Here is an 18851-nt window from a genome sequence, read left to right on the forward strand (position 1 = left end):
AAGGTGGTGAAGGGCGGCCGGATACTCGGTTGCGCTGCCCTGACCGTGGTTGGTGACGGCGATGGCCGCATCGGCATGGGCAAGGGCAAGGCCAAGGAAGTGCCGGTTGCTGTTCAGAAGGCAATGGACGAAGCCCGTCGCAAGATGGTCAAGGTCTCGCTGAAGAACGGCACGCTGCAACACGAAGTCGTTGGCAAGCACGGCGCCGCCAAGGTGCTGATGATGCCCGCCAAGGAAGGTACCGGCGTGATCGCCGGCGGCCCGATGCGCGCGATCTTCGAAGTGATGGGCGTCACCAACGTGGTGACCAAGTCGCACGGCTCCACCAACCCGTACAACATGGTTCGCGCCACGCTGGACGGCCTTCAGAAGATGAGCACGCCGGGCGAAATCGCCGCGAAGCGTGGCAAGTCGGTCGAAGACATCCTGGGTTAAGGTGAACGCAATGTCGCAGAAAACCGTAAAAGTGCAACTCGTGCGCAGCCTGATCGGCACGCGCGAGGATCATCGCGCCACCGTGCGTGGCCTGGGCCTGCGCCGCATCAACTCGGTGTCGGAGCTGCAGGACACGCCCGCCGTGCGCGGCATGATCAACAAGGTCTCGTACCTGGTCAAGGTTCTGGCCTGATCGGGACTTGGAGAGCAAGATGCAACTGAACAACCTGAAACCGGCCGCCGGTTCGAAGCACGCCAAGCGTCGCGTCGGCCGCGGTATCGGCTCCGGCCTGGGCAAGACCGCCGGTCGCGGTCACAAGGGTCAGAAGTCGCGTTCGGGCGGCTTCCACAAGGTGGGCTTCGAAGGCGGTCAAATGCCGCTGTATCGTCGCCTGCCGAAGCGCGGCTTCACCTCGCTGACCAAGGCGTTCACCGCCGAAGTCACGCTGCGTGACATCGAGCGCCTGGAAGCGGCTGAAGTCGACCTGCTGGTCCTGAAGCAAGCTGGCCTGGTGGGCGAGCTGGTCAAGAGCGCCAAGGTCATCAAGGCTGGCGAACTGACCCGCAAGGTGTCGATCAAGGGTCTGGGCGCCACCGCTGGTGCCAAGGCCGCGATCGAAGCCGCCGGCGGCCAGATCGCAGCCTGACAGGCATTTATCGCAGCATAGGCAGTTATAGTCGGAGCATCGTTTGGCCACGGCGAAACCCAATGCAAGCGCGCAAGCCAGGAACACGGCGAAGTACGGCGACCTCAAGCGCCGGCTGATGTTCCTGGTGCTGGCCCTGATCGTGTACCGCATCGGCGCTCATATTCCGGTGCCCGGTATCGATCCGGAGCAGCTTGCGAAGCTTTTCCAGAGTCAGTCGGGTGGCATCCTCGGGATGTTCAACCTGTTCTCGGGCGGGGCGCTGTCGCGCTTTACCGTCTTCGCGCTCGGCATCATGCCGTACATCTCGGCGTCGATCATCATGCAGTTGCTGACGATCGTGCTGCCGCAGCTGGAAGCGCTGAAGAAGGAAGGGCAGGCAGGGCAGCGCAAGATCACGCAGTACACGCGTTACGGCACCGTGGTCCTGGCCACGTTCCAGGCGCTGTCGATTGCGGTGGCGCTGGAGTCGCAGCCTGGGCTGGTGCTGGATCCTGGCCTGATGTTCCGGGCCACGGCGGTGATCACGCTGGTGACCGGCACGATGTTCCTGATGTGGCTGGGTGAGCAGATCACCGAGCGCGGTCTCGGCAACGGCATCTCGATCATCATCTTCGGCGGTATCGCGGCGGGGCTTCCCAACGCGATCGGCGGACTGTTCGAACTGGTCCGCACGGGTTCCATGAGCATCATCGCGGCGATCTTCATCGTGGCGATCGTGATCGGTGTGACCTTCGCCGTGGTGTTTGTCGAGCGTGGCCAGCGCAAGATCCTGGTGAACTATGCCAAGCGTCAGGTCGGCAACAAGGTGTACGGCGGCCAGTCGTCGCACCTGCCGCTGAAGCTGAACATGGCAGGGGTGATTCCGCCGATTTTCGCATCGTCGATCATCCTGTTCCCGGCAACGATCGCGGGCTGGTTTACGTCTGACGCGACTGGTTCGGTGGGCGGGTTCATCAAGGACCTGGCTGCCACGCTGTCGCCGGGCCAGCCGGTCTACATCCTGCTGTACGCTGCTGCGATTGTATTTTTCTGCTTCTTCTACACGGCGCTGGTGTACAACAGCCGTGAAGTGGCGGACAACCTGAAGAAAAGCGGTGCCTTCATTCCGGGCATTCGTCCGGGCGAGCAGACGACGCGCTATATCGACAAGATTCTGGTGCGACTGACGCTGGCTGGCGCGGTTTACATCACGCTGGTTTGCCTGTTGCCGGAATTCCTGGTGCTGCGCTGGAACGTTCCGTTCTATTTTGGCGGAACCTCGCTGCTGATCATCGTGGTCGTCACGATGGACTTCATGGCCCAGGTTCAGTCCTATGTCATGTCGCAGCAGTATGAGTCGCTGCTGAAGAAGGCGAATTTCAAGGGTAATCTGACCTTGCGCTGACTTCGGATCGGTACAGGCTAGGTATGGCAAAAGACGACGTCATCCAGATGCAGGGACAGGTCCTGGAGAACCTGCCCAATGCGACGTTCCGAGTCAAGCTGGAGAATGGCCACGTAGTGCTGGGCCACATCTCCGGCAAGATGAGAATGCACTACATCCGGATTCTTCCGGGTGACAAGGTGACGATCGAGCTGACTCCATATGATCTGTCGCGCGCACGAATCGTCTTCCGGACGAAGTGAGCGAACAGGAATTGAAGGAAGAGGAAAATTATGAAAGTGCTGGCTTCTGTGAAGCGCATTTGCCGCAACTGCAAAATCATCAAGCGCAACGGTGTCGTGCGCGTGATCTGCTCGTCGGATCCCCGCCACAAGCAACGCCAAGGCTAATCGGAAAGAGGATTGACGAATGGCACGTATCGCAGGGGTTAACATCCCGAACCACAAGCACACCGAAATCGGCCTGACGGCCATTTATGGTGTCGGCCGCTCGCGCGCTCGCAAGATTTGCGAGGCCACCGGTGTACCGTTTGACAAGAAGGTCAAGGATCTGACCGACGCCGACCTGGAAAAGCTTCGTGACGAAGTGGGCAAGGTTACGGTCGAGGGTGACCTGCGTCGTGAAACCACGATGAACATCAAGCGTCTGATGGACCTTGGTTGCTATCGTGGCATGCGTCACCGCAAGGGCCTGCCCATGCGCGGTCAGCGTACCCGGACCAACGCCCGTACCCGCAAGGGTCCGCGCAAGGCCGGCGTGGCTCTGAAGAAGTAAAGCCGAAGGCAGAGGAAGAAACTAATGGCAAAAGGTCCGAATAACGCCGCTCGCGCGCGTAAAAAGGTCAAGAAGAACGTTGCCGACGGCATTGCGCACGTCCACGCCTCGTTCAACAACACCATCATCACGATCACCGACCGTCAGGGCAACGCCCTGTCGTGGGCGACCGCCGGTGGCCAGGGCTTCAAGGGTTCGCGCAAGTCGACCCCGTTCGCTGCCCAGGTTGCTGCCGAGAACGCCGGCCGCGTGGCGCAAGACCAGGGTATCAAGAACCTGGAAGTGCGCATCAAGGGCCCCGGCCCTGGCCGTGAGTCGGCTGTCCGCGCGCTGAACGCGCTGGGCATCAAGATCGCGATCATCGAAGACGTCACGCCGATTCCGCATAACGGCTGCCGTCCGCCGAAGCGCCGCCGCATCTAAGCGTAGGCGTGTCCGGACCCAGCAGGTTTACCCGCTGGTTTCGGATATGGTAGTATCGCGCGTTGACCTGCTGCATTTGATGCGGCAGGTTTTCGTTTTGCATCGAGGGAATGTCGCATAAGGCACATTCCGCAATCGGTGCACGGTAAATGCTTTCAGCGTCGTACCCGGCCACATCCGGCCAGGTCGCGTCTCATAAGCCCACCGTCCGTCACGGTCTTCCCAGGGTTCTGGGAGGCACTGCATTGACGGACTCGCGGCGCGTCAAGAAGGCGCCGTGATCGATCAAAGGAAGACAACGTGGCACGTTATACCGGCCCGAAGGCCAAACTTTCCCGCCGTGAAGGCACCGACCTGTTCCTGAAGAGCTCGCGCCGCTCGCTGGCCGACAAGTGCAAGCTGGACAGCAAGCCGGGCCAGCATGGCCGCACCTCGGGTGCACGCACCTCGGACTACGGCAACCAGCTGCGCGAAAAGCAGAAGGTCAAGCGCATCTACGGCGTGCTCGAGCGCCAGTTCCGCCGCTACTTCGCCGAAGCTGACCGTCGCAAGGGCAACACCGGCGAAAACCTGCTGCAACTGCTGGAATCGCGCCTGGATAATGTCGTGTACCGCATGGGCTTTGGCTCGACCCGCGCTGAAGCGCGCCAGCTGGTTTCGCACAAGGCGATCCTGGTGAACGGCCAGACCCTGAACGTGCCGTCGGCCCAGATCAAGTCGGGCGACGTCGTTGCCATCCGCGAACAGTCGAAGAAGCAAGTCCGTATCGCCGAATCGCTGTCGCTCGCCGAGCAGTCGGGCTTCCCGACCTGGGTTGCCGTGGATGCCAAGAAGTTCGAAGGTACCTTCAAGCAAGTTCCGGATCGCGCCGATATCTCCGGCGACATCAACGAAAGCCTGATCGTCGAACTGTACTCGCGTTAATCCGCGAGCAGACGGCCCAGCGCTTGCGTTCTCCGCAAAGCTTCTCTTTCAGCCCGACGCGCGCTACGCGCGGTCGGGCTTCGCCCATCGTTTCGATGGGTATTTTCAGGTTCCAAACGTCAGCCTTATCGGTGTAACGAGCCGAGGGTATTGAAAAGGACAACCTAATGCAAACAGCACTCCTCAAGCCAAAAATCATTGCCGTCGAGCCTCTGGGCGACCATCACGCCAAAGTCGTGATGGAGCCGTTCGAGCGCGGCTACGGCCATACGCTCGGTAACGCCCTGCGTCGCGTGCTGCTGTCGTCGATGGTCGGCTATGCCCCGACCGAAGTCACGATCGCTGGGGTAGTCCACGAGTATTCCACCATCGATGGCGTGCAGGAAGACGTAGTCAACCTCCTGCTCAACCTGAAGGGCGTGGTGTTCAAGCTGCACAACCGTGATGAAGTCACGGTGTCGCTGCGCAAGGATGGCGAAGGCGTGGTCACGGCTGCCGATATCGAGCTGCCGCACGACGTCGAGATCATCAACCCGAACCACGTGATCGCCCATCTGTCGGCCGGCGGCAAGCTGGACATGCAGATCAAGGTCGAGCAAGGCCGTGGCTATGTGCCGGGCAACGTGCGCAAGTTCGGCGATGAGTCGGGCAAGGTCATCGGCCGTATCGTGCTGGACGCTTCGTTCTCGCCGGTGCGCCGCGTGTCGTACGCCGTTGAGTCCGCTCGCGTGGAACAGCGTACCGACCTGGACAAGCTGGTGATGAACATCGAAACCGACGGCGTGATCTCGCCCGAGGAAGCGATCCGCCAGTCGGCCCGCATCCTGGTCGACCAGCTGTCCGTGTTCGCCGCGCTGGAAGGCACCGAGTCGGCAGCCGAGGCTGCTTCGAGCCGCACGCCGCAGATCGATCCGATCCTGCTGCGCCCGGTCGACGACCTGGAGCTTACGGTGCGTTCGGCCAACTGCCTGAAGGCCGAGAACATCTACTACATCGGCGATCTGATCCAGCGTACCGAGAACGAGCTGCTGAAGACCCCGAACCTGGGTCGCAAGTCGCTCAACGAGATCAAGGAAGTCCTCGCCTCGCGTGGCCTGACCCTCGGCATGAAGCTCGAGAACTGGCCGCCCGCAGGTCTGGAAAAGTAATTGTGGCGCAGGGGTTTAGCCCCTGCAACGCGGTAACCGCCCTGGCTTCGGCCGGGGCTCGTATGACTACCGGCCCGCGTCCAGCCGTATCGGACGATAGAAGAGCTGGTCAAACACTTAACTGAAAGGAATCATCATGCGTCACCGTCATGGTCTGCGGAAACTGAACCGCACCTCGTCGCACCGCCTCGCGATGCTGCGCAACATGTCCAACTCGCTGTTCCAGCACGAGCTGATCAAGACCACCGTGCCGAAGGCCAAGGAACTGCGCAAGGTCGTCGAGCCGCTGATCACGCTGGCCAAGAAGGACACTGTTGCCAACCGCCGCCTGGCTTTCGCCCGCCTGCGACCGCGACATGGTCACCAAGCTGTTCACCGAACTGGGCCCGCGCTACGCCACCCGTCCGGGCGGCTACACCCGCATCCTGAAGTTCGGCTTCCGTCAGGGCGACAACGCGCCGATGGCGCTGGTCGAGCTGGTGGATCGTCCGGAAATCACCGAAGCCCCGGCTGAAGAAGCTGCGGAATAAGTGCGTTTCCTGCCCGCTGCCGTCGTGCGACGGTTGCGGGCACACCGCTTACAATCGAGCCAGGCATCCGCCTGGCTCTTTTGTTTTGGGCGCCAGCCGCCATTGCCAGCCAATCCAGGAGAGTGCCGATGCCCGATGCCAGCCAGTCAGCCGACCCCGCCGAGGTGCTCGTGGTGATCACCAATACCCCCGATGCCGAGACAGCGGCGCGGCTGTCCCGGGCCGTGCTGGAGGCGCGCGCAGCGGCCTGCGTGAACCGTTTGGCTCCGGTGGAATCCGAGTACTGGTGGCAAGGCGCGTTCGAGCAGGCGCGGGAATGGCCGCTGCTGATCAAGACCACGCGTGCGCGCTACGCTGCACTGGAGGCCGTGATCAGGCAATATCACCCCTATGACGTACCGGAGATTATCGCCGTGCCGGTGACGGCCGGTTTTGCGCCTTACCTGGGGTGGGTCGGCAGCGAGACGGGTACCGGTGCGAAACCGGCGGAATAAGGGGCTAAGGAGACTGCCGCGCAGCAGCGGGTGCGGCGGGACCTATCGGTCAGTACAGACAGGAAACAGGTTCATGAACATCGGTTTGGCACTTCCGGAGCGCGCGCGCGGGCTGGTCCGCGCGCGGCATATTGCCGCAGTCCTGCTGGCAGTACTGGCCTGGCTTTGCCTGGCTGGCGCAGCGCGGGCGGCAACGGAGGACGACTTTCTGCCGCCGGAGCAAGCCTTTCGCTTCGCTGCGCGCCAGATCGACGAAAACACCGTGGAGGTGCGTTTCGATGTCGCGCCCGGCTACTACATGTACCGGGAGCGTTTCGCCTTTGCGACGGAGCCTGCCGCAGTGAAGCTCGGCACGCCGGATTTCCCGCACGGCAAGGTCAAGTTCGACGACACCTTCGGCAAGGAGATGGAGACGTATCGCGACAGCGTGACCATCCGCGTGCCGGTGGCGGCGGCGCCGGCGGACGGAAAGTGGACGCTGACGGTCACCTCGCAGGGCTGCGCCGACAAGGGCCTGTGCTATCCACCAATGGAAAGCGTCTACAAGGTCGGTGGCGCCGGCCTGGCCGACCTGTTCGGCAAACGAGGGCGCTCCGATGCACCCGCTGCGGCCCCATTGCCGGCCCAGCCGGGGCCCGCTGCGACGCTGCGTGCGGATGACAGCGACCGCATCGCCGGCGCACTGGCGAGCCGCAACGCGGGCCTGGTCGCGGCGCTCTTCTTCGGCTTGGGCTTGCTGCTGACCTTCACGCCATGTGTGCTGCCGATGGTGCCGATCCTGTCCTCGATCGTCGTCGGCGAGCACGTGACGCGCAAACGTGCGCTGGTGGTGTCGCTGGCTTATGTTCTGGGCATGGCGGTGGTATACACCGCGGTTGGCGTGGCTGCCGGGCTGCTGGGTGAAGGCCTGTCGGCCGCGCTGCAGACGCCATGGGTGCTGGGCTTGTTCGCGGCGCTGATGGTGGCGCTGGCGCTTTCGATGTTCGGCCTGTACGAACTGCAGCTGCCGCAGCGCTGGCAGACGCGGCTGACTGAATCTTCGAACCGCCGCCAGGGCGGCCAGGTGGCCGGTGCGGCAGCGATGGGCGCGATCTCCGCGCTGATCGTCGGGCCGTGCGTGACCGCGCCGCTGGCGGGGGCGCTGGCCTATATCGCGCAGACCCGCGATGCGGTCATCGGCGGCGCGGCGCTGTTTGCGATGGCGATCGGCATGGGCGTGCCGCTGGTGCTGGTGGGCGTGGGCGCGGGCAACCTGCTGCCGCGCGCCGGGCGCTGGATGGAGGTGACCAAGCGCTTCTTTGGCTTCCTGCTGCTGGGAGTGGCGTTGTGGATGCTCGGGCCGGTGATGCCGGCATGGACGACGATGCTGCTGCTGGCGGCATTGCTGCTGGTGGCCGCGGTGTTCCTCGGCGCTTTCGACGGGCTCGGGTCCGATCCGCGCAACCTGGCGCGTGTGGGCAAGGGGCTTGGCGTATTGTTCGCGATCGCCGCGGCCATCGTGCTGATCGGCGTGGCGTCGGGCGGGCGCGATCCGCTGCAGCCGCTGTCGCACCTGAGCGCGGGACGCGGTGCGGAAAGCGCAGGCGCTGCCCAGGCGGTGCGCTTCGAGCGCGTGCGCAGCGTCGCGGAACTGGATGGCCGCGTGGCGCAGGCCGCCGCGGCCGGCAAGCCGGTGCTGCTCGATTTCTATGCCGACTGGTGCGTCAGCTGCAAGGAAATGGAGCGCATGACTTTCGTCGACCCGCGCGTGCGCGCGCGGCTGTCCGAGATCGTGCTGCTGCAGGCGGACGTGACCGCCAACAATGCCGACGACAAGGCGCTGCTCAAGCGCTTCGGGCTGTTCGGACCGCCGGGGATCATCCTGTTCGGGCCGGACGGGCGCGAGCGGCCGGTGCGCGTGATCGGCTATCAGTCGGCCAACCGTTTCCTGGAGAGCCTGGAGCGGGCCTTCGGCAAGCGCACCAGCACCTGAGGCGTACCCGCGCCTGCGCTAGTGCTCCAGCTGCCGCGCCACGGCCCACAGCGCGCCCAGCACCACCACCACCGCCCCCATCAGGCCGATGGACCACCAGAATCCGTCCGGCGCCTGCAGCCACGGCATGCGCTCGAAATTCATGCCGAAGATGCCGGTGATCAGCGTCAGCGGCATGAACAGCGCCGTGATCAGCGTCAGCATGCGCATGGTGCGGTTGGTGCGGTGAGCCACCGCCGAAAAGTGGATCTGCACCGCCGATTCGATGGAATCCTCCAGCCGGCGCGCATGCGCGAGCACGCGCTGGATATGTTCCATGACGTCGTTGATTCGCACCAGCAACACTTCGTCGCGCCCCGGGATATCTACCGGGCTGCCGGGCTGGTCGCTGCTGTAGCGGTTGTCCAGCAGGCTGTCGCGGAATTCCTGCAACGCATCGCGCTGCTCCTCGCTCAGGTGCTCCAGCTTGCGCAGCTGGATGCGCGAGTCGAGTAGCCCCTCCCAGCTGGAAAAGCTGCGGCGCGAGTTCAGCAGCGCGCGCTGCCAGCGGTCGAGCTGGCGTGTCAGCGGGGCGCGCAGTTCCAGATAGCGGTCCACCATCGCATTGAGCAGGCGCAGCATCAGATCCTCGGGCCGGTTGGGCGGACGCACGCCGTGCAGCAACGTCTGGCCGTTGCCGCGCGCGGGCGACGCTTGCGGCCGCGGCGCGTGGCAAAGCTCGACCAGGCGCTGGCGCGCCTGGTCAACTGTCCGCGACGGGCCGCTGCGCACCGTGACCAGCAGCGTATCGAAGACAAAGAACGTGACCGGCTGCGTATCGATCTTGGCCAGTGCGGGCAGGAAGCCGCGCGGATAGCGCCGCGCACGAGCCGTCGCATCGCCCGACGCCTTGGCCGCACTCGCCGGCGTTGCCTCCTGCGGCTCGGCCTCGGCGATCGCGCGGCTGGTCTCGAAGGTCAGCTTGCGGAAGATCACCATGTCATACGCATTGGTCGTGTCGAAATACGACGGATGTGCGGCATTGGTGGCGTCGGCCAGGTGCAGGTCGAGGATCGGCGCGCCGGCGAGCTGGCGCACGTTCTCGCGCCAGGTATCAGGGGCGGAGCTGACTTCGTCGGTGGAAAAATCCGCCCAGACGAACTGCGCGGCGGCGTTGCCGCTGAGGAAGCTGCCCGCGTCGGCGAGCGAGGCAAGCGGGTGTACCTGGCTGGCCGAGAAGCCGAGCAGTTCCATAGACGCTTAGTTCCCGAAAGAGCGATACAGGTCAGGCGGCCAGCAGGCGCGCGGCGTCGCGTGCGAAATAAGTCAGGATGCCGTCGGCGCCGGCGCGGCGGAAGGCCAGCAGCGATTCCATCATGACCTTGTCGTGGTCGAGCCAGCCGTTCTGCGCGGCAGCCTTCAGCATCGCGTACTCGCCGCTGACCTGGTAGACGTAGGTCGGGAAGCGGAACTCGTCCTTCACGCGGCGCACGATGTCGAGGTACGGCATGCCGGGCTTGACCATCACCATGTCGGCGCCTTCGAGGATGTCCTGCGCCACTTCGCGCAGGGCCTCGTCGGTGTTGGCCGGGTCCATCTGGTAGGTCATCTTGTTGCCCTTGCCCAGGTTGGCGGCCGAGCCCACCGCGTCGCGGAACGGACCGTAGAAAGCCGACGCGTACTTGGCCGAGTAGGCCATGATGCGGGTATGGATGTGGCCGTTGTCTTCCAGCGCCGTGCGCACCGCGCCGATGCGGCCATCCATCATGTCGGACGGAGCCACGATATCGACGCCCGCGTCGGCCTGGGCCAGCGCCTGGCGCACCAGGATCTCCACGGTGGTGTCGTTGATGACGTAGCCGTTTTCATCCAGCACGCCGTCCTGGCCGTGGCTGGTGTAGGGGTCGAGCGCGACGTCGCACAGCACGCCGAGTTCGGGAAAGCGGTCCTTCAGCGCACGCACCGCGCGCGGCACCAGGCCGTCGGGATTAATGGCCTCGGTGCCATCCGGCGTTTTCAGCGATGGGTCGATCACCGGGAACAGCGCGAGCACCGGGATGCCGAGCTTGACGCAGTCTTCGGCCACCGGCATCAGCAGGTCCACGGAGACCCGCTCGACGCCTGGCATCGAGGCCACGGACTGGCGCTGGTTCTGGCCGTCAAGGATGAACACCGGATAGATCAGGTTGTCCGGCGACAGGCGATGTTCGCGCATCATGCGGCGGGAGAAATCGTCGCGTCGCATGCGGCGCGGGCGGTACTCGGGGAAGGTCGACATGGCAGGCTTCTTGTGCTGGAGACGGGACAGGAAGGTCCCAATTGCCAGCCGGCAAGCACTGCGCGCGCGGCGCAAAGTTGCCGGCTGAAGAAAAACTAAACTTTTGTGCGTGCCCGCCATCATACTCGCGGACACTATACGTTGCGCCTTGCGTGGCGCGGTGTCCCCCGCTACTCCTCCCTGAGCGGGTACCCGCCCCAGCGGCGGGAACGTTCGACCCCGTTGCTTGCAGCGGGGCTTTTTTTTGCACTTGCAATGCTGCGGCGTTATGCCGCAGGGCCCGCAGGATCCGTGGGAACTGGCGGCTCGGCTGCGGTTGTCGAGGCCGCGTCTTGCGGCGCATTTTTCTGCGCTTCAGGCAAGTTGAGCCAGCCCGCGATCACGCCCTGCGCTTCTTCGATGCCGCGACGCTTGAGGCTGGAAAACAGCTGTGCCGTCAGGGGCACCGGGGTTTCCAACTGCTCGGCATAGCCCTGCAGCATCTTGCGCGTCTCGCGCAACGCCTTGGCGTTCTCGCTGTTGGTGAGCTTGTCGGCCTTGGTCAGCAGCACGTGGATCGGCTTGCCGGTGGGCAGGAACCACTCGACCATCTGGCAATCGAGATCGGTAAACGGGCGGCGCGCATCCATCATCAGGATCAGGCCCGACAGTTGCGGCCGCGTCTGCACGTAGTCGCTGAGCAAGCCCTGCCAGTGGTACTTGGCCGAGCCCGACACCTCTGCATAACCGTAGCCAGGGAGGTCGACCAGGAACGCCTGCGGTTCCGGCACCTTGACCGGGGCCACCGTGAAATAGTTGATGTGCTGCGTGCGCCCGGGCGTGCGCGAGGAAAACGCCAGCCGCTTCTGGTTGCACAGGATGTTGATGGCGGTGGACTTGCCGGCGTTGGAGCGGCCGGCGAACGCTACCTCGGGCACGGCCGTGGCGGGCAGGTCGCGCAGGTGATTGACGGTAATAAAGAAGCGGGCCTGGTGGAGAAGGGACATGCGCTGGAGAGGTAGGGTGGGGGCGCCGGGGCGCGCTTTGGCGCGGCCGTGGCCGGGTACCGCCAAGGGTGGGCAGGGCTGCGGCCGGGGCCGCTCGCCGGGGTTTGATCTGGCGCAGCCCGCGGCCGGTTCAACACGGCACAGCAGGGCGCAAGGCATCAATCCGGCACATAACTTATTGTACAATACGCCGGTTTACGGTCTCCTGACTGGGTGACGCGCGACATCCTTTGCCGCGTGGCTCGGCTGCCGTTGTCCGGACGGGAAGCCTCGTTGTGTCGTCCTATCGTGGGCACGACCTTGTTTCGATTCATGCGTTGCACCTCCGGGTGCCGCGGCGGCGGAGCAGGGGCTGGCGGAGGTCTGCCGCCAGGCAAACCGCAGCGGATCGGTCATCCGCGCGGGTCGCCACGATGTCAGGCCTTTGTCCCGGCGCGTCCTCACCGCCGGCAGAGTGCCGGCCGGCATGCATTACGGTATCCAAAACAATTCAGAGAAGGTGTGCGAATGAACCGCATTGCGAAGATTCTGGGTGTCCTGGCACTGGCCGTTCCTGCAGCCGCCCTTTCCGGACTGGCATCTGCCGCAGAGCAGGCCGCCGCGAAGGCCGACCCGGCCAAGGGTGAGACGCTGTACACGCAAGGTGCCCCCGATCGCAATGTGCCCGCCTGCCTGAGCTGCCACGGCGCAGCCGGCAACAGCGCAGCCGCCGCCAACCCCAAGCTGGCTGCGCAGCATCCGGAATACGTTCACAAGCAACTGGCCGACTTCAAGTCCAAGGCGCGCAACAACGCGATCATGGTGCCGATGGCATCGGTGCTGACTGACGAGGAAATGCGCAACATTGGCGCCTACCTGGCCAAGCAGCCGATCAAGCCGGCCACCGCCAAGAACAAGGACACGATCGAAGAAGGCCAGAAGATCTACCGTGGCGGCATCGCCGCCAAGGGCGTGCCTGCCTGCGCCGCCTGCCACGGTCCCGCCGGCGCCGGCATCCCGGCCCAGTATCCGCGTATTGGCGGACAGTGGTCGGAATACACCGAGGCACAGCTGGTGGCGTTCCGCCAGGGCACCCGCAAGAACAATTCGGTCATGACGACCATCGCCGCCAAGATGTCGGATGCCGAGATCAAGGCGGTGGCGGACTACGTCGCCGGCGTCCGGTAACGACGTTAGCGCAGACATTGGCGCCCCGCCAGGCGCCGGCGCTTCGGCGTGCAGCCCGCGTGGCATGCAACCGAACGCGCCTGTCAAAATCGAAAAGGGTGGCCTGCTCGTTTAAGCAAGTCCACCCTTTTTCAATTCAAAGCAGCACGTTGTCTTAGGTTTCACTGCACATGTCGACCGCCTCCACTTCAGGGCTGCACCTGAAGACCTCTCACCGCGTCTTGCGCGACGCGGTCGAATTGTTGTCCTCGATGCGCTTCTCGATCACGTTGCTGACCGTGATCTCCATTGCCAGCGTGATCGGTACCGTGCTCAAGCAGAACGAGCCGTATCCGAATTACGTCAATCAGTTCGGGCCGTTCTGGGCCGATGTCTTCCATACGTTGTCGCTGCAGAAGATCTACGGCTCGTGGTGGTTCCTGCTGATCCTGGCCTTCCTGGTGGTGTCCACCACGCTCTGCCTGGTGCGCAACACGCCCAAGATGATCGCGGACATGCGTTCGTGGAAGGACCATGTGCGCGAGCGCAGCCTGCGCGCCTTCCACCATCGCGGCGAGTTCGATCGCGCGCGCACGCGCACCGAGGCGGTCGGCAGGCTGTCGGCGCTGCTGCGCAACCGCGGCTACCGCGTCAAGGCCGTCGATCATGACGGCGCCACGCTGCTGGCGGGCAAGGCGGGGGCCGCCAACAAGGTCGGCTATATCCTGGCGCATACCGCCATCGTTGTGATCTGCATCGGTGGACTGCTCGATGGCGACATGCTGATCCGCGCGCAGATGTGGCTGGGTGGCAAGACCCCCATCAGCGGCAACGCGGTGATCAGCGAGATCCCGCCGCAGCACCGGCTGCCGGCGACCAACCCTGGCTTTCGCGGCAATGCCTACGTGCCCGAGGGGCAGACCGTGTCCACGGCCATCCTGAACGTTGCCGACGGCGCGCTGGTGCAGGACCTGCCGTTCGCGCTCACGCTCAAGAAATTCTCGATCGACTTCTACCAGACCGGCATGCCCAAGCTGTTCGCCTCCGACGTAATCGTCACTGACCGCGTCACCGGCAAGCAGACCGAGGCCACCATCAAGGTGAACGAGCCGCTGATCGTCGACGGTATTGCCATCTACCAGTCCAGCTTCGAGGATGGCGGCTCGCGCCTGAAGTTCGTCGGCTACCCGATGCAGGGCACCGCACGCGGCACCTTTGCCATTGACGGTGCCGTGGGCGGCAATGCGCGGCTGAAGGGCACCGGCACCGGCGCGGACAGCGAAGGCGTGACGGTCGAGTTCAGCGACTTCCGACTGATGAATATCGAGAACGTCACCGATGCCTCGGGCAAGCCCGATGCGCGCGGCGTCGCGCGCAAGTCGCTGAACGAGACGCTGGAGAAGCACCTGGGCGCCGCGGCCAGTGCCGACCGCGCCAAGACGCTGCGCAACGTGGGCCCCTCGGTGCAGTACAAGCTGCGCGATCGCACCGGGCAGGCGCGGGAGTACAACAACTACATGGTGCCGGTGCAGATGGACGGGCAGTCTGTGTTCCTGGCCGGCATGCGCGAATCGCCGAGCGAGCAGTTCCGCTACCTGCGCATTCCCGCCGACGACCAGGGCAGCGTTGCCGACTGGATGCGCCTGCGCGCCGCCTTGCAGGACCGCGCGCTGCGCGGCGAGGCCGCGCGCCGTTTTGCGCTGGCCTCGATGCCGGGAGATGACAAGGCCGACCTGCGCCGCCAGCTTGCCGAAAGCGCGCTGCGCGCGCTCGACCTGTTTGCCGGCGCCACGCGACCGACGCCGGACTCGCCGCCGGGCGGCTTCACCGCGATCGCGGCATTCCTGGAAAAGTCGGTGCCGCAGGCTGAGCAGCAGAAGGCCGCCGACGTGCTGCTGAAGATCCTGAATGGCTCGATGTGGGAGCTGTGGCAGCTGGCACGCGACCAAGACAAGCTGCCCGTGGTGCCAAACAGCGCACAAAGCGGCACCTTCCTGCAGCAGGCGATCAATGCGCTGTCGGACAGTTTCTTCTACGGCGCACCGGTATTTCTGCAGCTCGATGAGTTCAAGGAAATCAAGGCCAGCGTGTTCCAGATGACCCGTGCGCCGGGCAAGAACATCGTGTATCTTGGTTGTCTGCTGCTGACACTGGGCGTGTTCGCGATGTTCTATATCCGCGAGCGCCGGGTCTGGATCTGGATCAAGGACAAGCCCGCCGAGGGCGAAGCCACGATGCCCGGCAGCCATGTACTGATGGCGATGTCGACCCAGCGCCGCACGATGGACTTCGAAAAGGAATTCACGGCACTGCGCGACGACGTCGGCCGTGCCGCTGGCGGGACCCCCACTGAAACGTCACATCAAGGCGGCAGCCATTAAACGAGCAGGTACGCTATGTCTTCAAACGTGAATCCGGGCGACCAAGCCATGCGCGGCGCCACGCAAGCCACGCGCGCCACGCCCGCCCACGGGGGCGCCGGCGACGAGGCCTATCTCGAACCTTCCTTCCTGCGCCGGCTGACGTGGGTGGACTGGCTGTTCGCGCTTGCGCTGGCCGTCGGCGCGGGCGTTGCACTGTCGCAATATGGCCAGTGGATGGATGGCTACGACAAGGCCGTGCTGATCGGCGCCGTGCCTGCCTTTGCACTGCTCGGCTGGCACTGGAAGCCGGTACGGCCGCTGATGCTGGGGCTGACGGTGCTGTCGCTGTTCGCGATCCAGCTCTACCAGGGCCAGCTGGCGCGCGCGGACCAGGCCTTCTTCCTCAAGTACTTCCTGTCGAGCCAGTCGGCCATCCTATGGATGAGCGCGCTGGTGTTCCTGTCCACGCTGTTTTACTGGGTCGGGCTGGCAACGCGCTCGAACACCGGCTACAGCATCGGCAGCAAGCTGTGCTGGGGCGCGATCGTGCTGGGTTTCACCGGCATGCTGGTGCGCTGGTACGAGTCGTACCTGATCGGCACCGACATCGGCCATATCCCCATCTCGAACCTGTATGAAGTGTTCGTGCTGTTCACGCTGATCACTTCGCTGTTCTACCTCTATTACGAAGGCCGCTACGCCACGGGCGCGCTGGGCCCGTTCGTGATGCTCGTGGTGTCGGCCGCGGTGGGCTTCCTGCTGTGGTATACGGTCACCCGCAACGCGCAGGAAATCCAGCCGCTGGTGCCGGCGCTGCAGAGCTGGTGGATGAAGATCCACGTGCCGGCCAACTTTATCGGCTACGGCACCTTTGCGCTGGCGGCGATGGTGTCGGTCGCGTATCTGCTCAAGCAGCGCGGCATCCTTGCCGAGCGGCTGCCGTCGCTGGAGCTGCTCGATGACGTGATGTACAAGTCCATCGCGGTCGGGTTTGCCTTCTTCACGATCGCCACCATCCTCGGCGCGCTGTGGGCGGCCGAAGCCTGGGGCGGTTACTGGAGCTGGGACCCGAAGGAGACCTGGGCGCTGATCGTGTGGCTGAACTACGCGGCGTGGCTGCACATGCGGCTGATGAAAGGCCTGCGCGGCACGGTGGCTGCGTGGTGGGCGCTGGTCGGACTGCTGGTAACGACCTTTGCTTTCCTCGGGGTCAACATGTTCCTGTCCGGCCTGCACAGCTACGGCGAGCTCTGACCGCCACGCCTGGCGCACCATGGTGCGATGCAAAAAAACCTGCCTTCGGGCAGGTTTTTTTTTTCGATTTTTTTGCAACGTGACGGAATAAAGGCATCACATCCGGTGTTTACTTGAGGAGCGGTGCCGGCTGGCGGCACCGGTTAGCATGGAGAACAAGATCATGGCACGTGTGCGTCTTACCTTGGCAGCATCCCTCGTTCGTCCAGCCGCGCTGGCGCTCGGCTGCGCTGCTGTCCTGCTCGCCGGTTGTTCCGGCATGGGCATGGGCGGCGGGAGCGCCGGCAGCATGCCGCCCACGGTGAAGGTGACCAGTGGCGTGCTGACCGATCCGCAGGGCCTGACGCTGTACACCTTCGACCGCGACACCGCCAATAGCGGCAAGAGCGCCTGCAACGGCCCCTGTGCCACCAACTGGCCACCGCTGATGGCCGCGCCGGGCTCCAATGCGTCGGGCCAATACACCATCATCACGCGCGATGACGGCGGCAAGCAGTGGGCCTACCGCGGCATGCCGCTGTACCGCTTTGCCAAGGACGCCAAGCCTGGCGACAAGACCGGCGACAACCTCAACAACGTCTGGCACGTCGCCAAGCCCTGAGGTGCTGACGCCCTGGACGTCCTGAAGCAAGCCACGGCATGGAAGGCTTTGAAGGTCAGCTCGTAGCGCTGGCGCCGCGGCTGCGGCGCCACGCGCGCGGCCTCACCGGCGACGCGGCGCAGGCCGACGACCTGGTGCAGGACACGCTCGAGCGCGCGCTGCGCTACCGCTGGCGCTTCCGCCTGCGCCCTGGCGCCTGGTGGGGCGACGGCGCCGACGGCCTGTTGCCGTGGCTGCTGACCCTGATGCATCGGCTGCGCCTGAACAGCTTGCGCCGCAAGGACCTGGTGGTGGCTACCGAAACCCTGCCCGAGGTCAGCGCGCCCGCGGCCGACCCTGGCCTGCGCCGCGACCTGCTGCAAGCGCTGGCGCAGCTGCCCGAAGCCCAGCGCGCGGTGCTGCTGCTGGTCAGCCTGGAGCAACTGACCTATGCGGAGGCGGCGCGCGTGCTCGACATCCCGCAAGGCACGGTGATGTCGCGCCTGGCGCGTGCGCGCGAGCAGATGCGGCGCTTGCTCGACGGCGGTGCTCCCGGCCAGCCGATGCCTGCCGCCAGCTCACTGCAGCGGGTGAAATGATGTCCTCGATCCACGAAGCCGATCTCCATGCCTACGCCGACGGCCAACTGTCCGGCGCGCGCCGCGCCGCAGTGGAAGCGTACCTGGCGCAGCACCCGGATGCAGCGGCGCAGGTCGCCGCGTGGCGCCGCCAGGCCGATGCGCTGCATGGCATGCTGGATCCCGTATTGAACGAACCGGTGCCGTTGGCCGCGCTGCCGCCCGCCCTGCATGGCGAGCCGCGCCCGGCCGGGCGCCGGCGCGCGCCGCGCTGGAGCATGGCGCTGGCCGCGGGCTGCGCCTCGGTGGCATTGCTGGCGCTCGGGGGCGCGCTCGGCTGGATGGCCCACGATCGCATGGGCAGCACCGTCGTGGCGATGGCACCCGGCGAGCGCTTTGCGCGCGAGGCGCTTGCCACGCATGTGGTTTACGCGCCGGAAATGCGCCACCCGGTGGAAGTCGCCGCCAGCGACGAGGCGCACCTGATCGCGTGGTTGTCCAAGCGCCTAGGCATGGCGCTGCAAGTGCCCGACCTGCGCGCGCAGGGCTTCCACCTGATCGGCGGGCGGCTGGGCGTGGCCGAAGGCGGCCCGTCGGCCATCCTGATGTACGAAGCGGACGACGGCACGCGCCTGTCGCTGCAGTTGCGGCGCATGACGCAGGGCACGCCCGACACCGGCTTCCGCGTCGAGCGCATGCCGCGCGAAGGTGCGCGGCGGCCGACTACCGGGCCGGCTGCAGGCCCGGCGCCGATGGCGTTCTACTGGATCGACCGCGACCTCGGCTTTGCGCTGGCGGGTCCGCTGGAGCGCGCCCGGCTGCTGACGCTGGCGCAGGCGGTCTACCAGCAATACCAGGGCGGCTAGCCGTCGATGTGGCGACTACGCCGTATCGAAAAAAATTGTCAGGACTGGCCCGCACGCCACGACCAAGCCTTGAGTCCAATCTTGACG

At 65.0% G+C, this 18851-nt stretch carries 21 protein-coding genes and 1 pseudogene; 19 read left to right on the forward strand and 3 right to left on the reverse strand.

Translation table 11 applies throughout. From position 1 onward, the window contains the following. The 13 genes and pseudogenes from rpsE to dsbD form a co-directional block, all read left to right on the forward strand. Positions 1-435 (forward strand): 30S ribosomal protein S5 (rpsE, locus tag ACIP1U_RS21925; RefSeq protein ID WP_400319283.1); only part of this gene is annotated, 435 nt, incomplete at its 5' end. Positions 436-445: 10 nt separating this feature from the next. Beyond that, the gene (gene rpmD, locus ACIP1U_RS21930) at positions 446-628 is read left to right on the forward strand and encodes a 50S ribosomal protein L30 (protein ID WP_010812381.1); all 183 of its coding nucleotides are present in this window, start codon (positions 446-448) and stop codon (positions 626-628) included. A gap of 19 nt (positions 629-647) precedes the next feature. Further along, positions 648-1082 carry a 50S ribosomal protein L15 gene (rplO, locus tag ACIP1U_RS21935; protein ID WP_116320345.1) on the forward strand — a complete coding sequence of 145 codons (435 nt, stop codon included), beginning with the start codon at positions 648-650 and terminating at the stop codon, positions 1080-1082. Between the two features lie 43 nt (positions 1083-1125). Beyond that, positions 1126-2469 (forward strand): preprotein translocase subunit SecY, encoded by a 1344-nt coding sequence (gene secY, locus ACIP1U_RS21940; RefSeq protein ID WP_010812379.1) that lies wholly within the window; start codon positions 1126-1128, stop codon positions 2467-2469. A 23-nt stretch (positions 2470-2492) separates the two neighbouring features. After that, a complete protein-coding gene (gene infA / locus ACIP1U_RS21945) occupies positions 2493-2711 on the forward strand; it encodes a translation initiation factor IF-1 (protein ID WP_400319289.1) in 219 nt (72 codons plus the stop codon). 30 nt (positions 2712-2741) lie between these two features. Then, positions 2742-2858, forward strand: a complete 117-nt coding sequence (gene rpmJ / locus ACIP1U_RS21950; protein WP_008642959.1) for a 50S ribosomal protein L36 — start codon at positions 2742-2744, stop codon at positions 2856-2858. A 19-nt stretch (positions 2859-2877) separates the two neighbouring features. After that, the gene (rpsM, locus tag ACIP1U_RS21955) at positions 2878-3243 is read left to right on the forward strand and encodes a 30S ribosomal protein S13 (RefSeq protein ID WP_010812377.1); all 366 of its coding nucleotides are present in this window, start codon (positions 2878-2880) and stop codon (positions 3241-3243) included. Between the two features lie 24 nt (positions 3244-3267). After that, positions 3268-3666, forward strand: coding sequence for a 30S ribosomal protein S11 (rpsK, locus tag ACIP1U_RS21960; protein ID WP_010812376.1), 399 nt, complete (start codon positions 3268-3270; stop codon positions 3664-3666). Positions 3667-3966: 300 nt separating this feature from the next. Next, positions 3967-4590 carry a 30S ribosomal protein S4 gene (gene rpsD, locus ACIP1U_RS21965; RefSeq protein WP_209761054.1) on the forward strand — a complete coding sequence of 208 codons (624 nt, stop codon included), beginning with the start codon at positions 3967-3969 and terminating at the stop codon, positions 4588-4590. A gap of 167 nt (positions 4591-4757) precedes the next feature. Continuing rightward, positions 4758-5738 (forward strand): DNA-directed RNA polymerase subunit alpha, encoded by a 981-nt coding sequence (locus tag ACIP1U_RS21970; RefSeq protein ID WP_010812374.1) that lies wholly within the window; start codon positions 4758-4760, stop codon positions 5736-5738. 136 nt (positions 5739-5874) lie between these two features. Continuing rightward, a pseudogene (rplQ, locus tag ACIP1U_RS21975) lies at positions 5875-6268 on the forward strand (50S ribosomal protein L17). Between the two features lie 128 nt (positions 6269-6396). Further along, complete coding sequence (cutA, locus tag ACIP1U_RS21980; RefSeq protein ID WP_400319296.1) at positions 6397-6762, forward strand: divalent-cation tolerance protein CutA; 366 nt, start codon at positions 6397-6399, stop codon at positions 6760-6762. A 73-nt stretch (positions 6763-6835) separates the two neighbouring features. Beyond that, entirely contained in the window at positions 6836-8734 is a 1899-nt protein-coding gene (dsbD, locus tag ACIP1U_RS21985; RefSeq protein ID WP_400319299.1) for a protein-disulfide reductase DsbD, read from the forward strand. 18 nt (positions 8735-8752) lie between these two features. On the opposite strand, the gene ACIP1U_RS21990 is transcribed toward dsbD, so the two are convergent. From ACIP1U_RS21990 to yihA, 3 genes are all read right to left on the reverse strand, one after another. After that, on the reverse strand, positions 8753-9967 hold the full coding sequence (locus tag ACIP1U_RS21990; protein ID WP_400319302.1) for a magnesium transporter CorA family protein: 1215 nt from the start codon (positions 9965-9967) through the stop codon (positions 8753-8755). 31 nt (positions 9968-9998) lie between these two features. Then, positions 9999-10991: a porphobilinogen synthase gene (gene hemB, locus ACIP1U_RS21995; RefSeq protein WP_400319304.1), complete on the reverse strand. Its 993-nt coding sequence runs from the start codon at positions 10989-10991 to the stop codon at positions 9999-10001. A 266-nt stretch (positions 10992-11257) separates the two neighbouring features. Continuing rightward, positions 11258-11977, reverse strand: coding sequence for a ribosome biogenesis GTP-binding protein YihA/YsxC (yihA, locus tag ACIP1U_RS22000; RefSeq protein ID WP_400319306.1), 720 nt, complete (start codon positions 11975-11977; stop codon positions 11258-11260). A 507-nt stretch (positions 11978-12484) separates the two neighbouring features. On the opposite strand from yihA, the gene ACIP1U_RS22005 reads away from it, so the two are divergent. From ACIP1U_RS22005 to ACIP1U_RS22030, 6 genes are all read left to right on the forward strand, one after another. Next, positions 12485-13144 (forward strand): c-type cytochrome, encoded by a 660-nt coding sequence (locus tag ACIP1U_RS22005; RefSeq protein ID WP_400319308.1) that lies wholly within the window; start codon positions 12485-12487, stop codon positions 13142-13144. 170 nt (positions 13145-13314) lie between these two features. Further along, the gene (locus tag ACIP1U_RS22010; RefSeq protein ID WP_400319310.1) at positions 13315-15504 is read left to right on the forward strand and encodes a cytochrome c biogenesis protein ResB; all 2190 of its coding nucleotides are present in this window, start codon (positions 13315-13317) and stop codon (positions 15502-15504) included. Between the two features lie 15 nt (positions 15505-15519). Beyond that, a complete protein-coding gene (gene ccsB / locus ACIP1U_RS22015) occupies positions 15520-16740 on the forward strand; it encodes a c-type cytochrome biogenesis protein CcsB (protein ID WP_400319312.1) in 1221 nt (406 codons plus the stop codon). A gap of 163 nt (positions 16741-16903) precedes the next feature. Further along, positions 16904-17341, forward strand: a complete 438-nt coding sequence (locus ACIP1U_RS22020) for a hypothetical protein (protein WP_400319315.1) — start codon at positions 16904-16906, stop codon at positions 17339-17341. 38 nt (positions 17342-17379) lie between these two features. Beyond that, the gene (locus ACIP1U_RS22025; protein ID WP_400319317.1) at positions 17380-17919 is read left to right on the forward strand and encodes an RNA polymerase sigma factor; all 540 of its coding nucleotides are present in this window, start codon (positions 17380-17382) and stop codon (positions 17917-17919) included. Continuing rightward, complete coding sequence (locus ACIP1U_RS22030) at positions 17916-18764, forward strand: anti-sigma factor family protein (RefSeq protein WP_400319320.1); 849 nt, start codon at positions 17916-17918, stop codon at positions 18762-18764. Before ACIP1U_RS22025 ends, ACIP1U_RS22030 begins: the two co-directional genes overlap by 4 nt. Positions 18765-18851: the final 87 nt, after the last annotated feature.

It is taken from the genome of Cupriavidus sp. NPDC089707 (assembly GCF_044748965.1).
GTDB lineage: Bacteria > Pseudomonadota > Gammaproteobacteria > Burkholderiales > Burkholderiaceae > Cupriavidus.

Excerpts from the sequence above, each read along its gene's own strand:
- rpmD (WP_010812381.1), top strand. The coding sequence starts at position 446 with ATGTCGCAGAAAACCGTAAAAGTGCAACTCGTGCGCAGCCTGATCGGC.
- rplO (WP_116320345.1), top strand. The coding sequence starts at position 648 with ATGCAACTGAACAACCTGAAACCGGCCGCCGGTTCGAAGCACGCCAAG.
- infA (WP_400319289.1), top strand. The coding sequence starts at position 2,493 with ATGGCAAAAGACGACGTCATCCAGATGCAGGGACAGGTCCTGGAGAAC.
- rpmJ (WP_008642959.1), top strand. The coding sequence starts at position 2,742 with ATGAAAGTGCTGGCTTCTGTGAAGCGCATTTGCCGCAACTGCAAAATC.
- rpsM (WP_010812377.1), top strand. The coding sequence starts at position 2,878 with ATGGCACGTATCGCAGGGGTTAACATCCCGAACCACAAGCACACCGAA.
- rpsK (WP_010812376.1), top strand. The coding sequence starts at position 3,268 with ATGGCAAAAGGTCCGAATAACGCCGCTCGCGCGCGTAAAAAGGTCAAG.
- ACIP1U_RS21970 (WP_010812374.1), top strand. The coding sequence starts at position 4,758 with ATGCAAACAGCACTCCTCAAGCCAAAAATCATTGCCGTCGAGCCTCTG.
- cutA (WP_400319296.1), top strand. The coding sequence starts at position 6,397 with ATGCCCGATGCCAGCCAGTCAGCCGACCCCGCCGAGGTGCTCGTGGTG.
- dsbD (WP_400319299.1), top strand. The coding sequence starts at position 6,836 with ATGAACATCGGTTTGGCACTTCCGGAGCGCGCGCGCGGGCTGGTCCGC.
- ACIP1U_RS21990 (WP_400319302.1), bottom strand. The coding sequence starts at position 9,967 with ATGGAACTGCTCGGCTTCTCGGCCAGCCAGGTACACCCGCTTGCCTCG.
- hemB (WP_400319304.1), bottom strand. The coding sequence starts at position 10,991 with ATGTCGACCTTCCCCGAGTACCGCCCGCGCCGCATGCGACGCGACGAT.
- yihA (WP_400319306.1), bottom strand. The coding sequence starts at position 11,977 with ATGTCCCTTCTCCACCAGGCCCGCTTCTTTATTACCGTCAATCACCTG.
- ACIP1U_RS22005 (WP_400319308.1), top strand. The coding sequence starts at position 12,485 with ATGAACCGCATTGCGAAGATTCTGGGTGTCCTGGCACTGGCCGTTCCT.
- ACIP1U_RS22010 (WP_400319310.1), top strand. The coding sequence starts at position 13,315 with ATGTCGACCGCCTCCACTTCAGGGCTGCACCTGAAGACCTCTCACCGC.
- ccsB (WP_400319312.1), top strand. The coding sequence starts at position 15,520 with ATGTCTTCAAACGTGAATCCGGGCGACCAAGCCATGCGCGGCGCCACG.
- ACIP1U_RS22020 (WP_400319315.1), top strand. The coding sequence starts at position 16,904 with ATGGCACGTGTGCGTCTTACCTTGGCAGCATCCCTCGTTCGTCCAGCC.
- ACIP1U_RS22025 (WP_400319317.1), top strand. The coding sequence starts at position 17,380 with ATGGAAGGCTTTGAAGGTCAGCTCGTAGCGCTGGCGCCGCGGCTGCGG.
- ACIP1U_RS22030 (WP_400319320.1), top strand. The coding sequence starts at position 17,916 with ATGATGTCCTCGATCCACGAAGCCGATCTCCATGCCTACGCCGACGGC.